This window comes from Vibrio sp. 10N.222.55.C6 (assembly GCF_041473395.1).
In the GTDB taxonomy this organism is placed as follows: domain Bacteria; phylum Pseudomonadota; class Gammaproteobacteria; order Enterobacterales; family Vibrionaceae; genus Vibrio; species Vibrio crassostreae_C.
Genome location: NZ_JBFRSD010000060.1, coordinates 1 through 488, shown reverse-complemented (window position 1 = coordinate 488; position 488 = coordinate 1). Strand labels below are relative to the sequence as shown.

Genomic DNA, 488 nt, shown 5'->3' with positions numbered 1-488 from the left:
TACCCGTGGTATGCGAGCTCTGAACATATCGAACAGAGCATTCCCTGTGGTGATGCCAAGAACTGATAAAAACCGTGAGCTTTACTTTGGTGAGCAACAGGCTTGGACTCGTGAAGGTAAGCCTTACATCGCACAACACCCAAGCATCTCGATGCCTCCGATTCCTTTAGTCTCTGAAGACAACGCGACTTATGGTTTCCCATTCGTTACTGCAGGCGAGATAGGCAAAGGTAAGGTCGTGTTCATGGGCAATGGCTTATATCCAAGTATTCTGTCATGCCCAGAGAATTATTGGGCTAATCGCACATTACATATCGACAGCAACAAACAACAGTGCACTGTTTCGACGTTTGAAAACCTACTACATGATGACCAAGGCAGCATGAGGTTGTTTTTCTCGAACTTGTTTGAGTGGTTCAATAATGGTTTGCCTATTGCTGGGATGAATGCAGTGACCAATATTGACCAAGCCTATTCGGCTTATCACC

1 protein-coding gene is annotated in these 488 nt (G+C 45.5%); it reads left to right on the top strand.

Annotated elements, in window-relative coordinates; all coding sequences use genetic code 11:
- Positions 1–488, top strand: a 488-nt coding sequence (locus AB4486_RS22450; RefSeq protein WP_372118665.1) for a DUF4092 domain-containing protein, incomplete at both ends; no start/stop codon positions are given.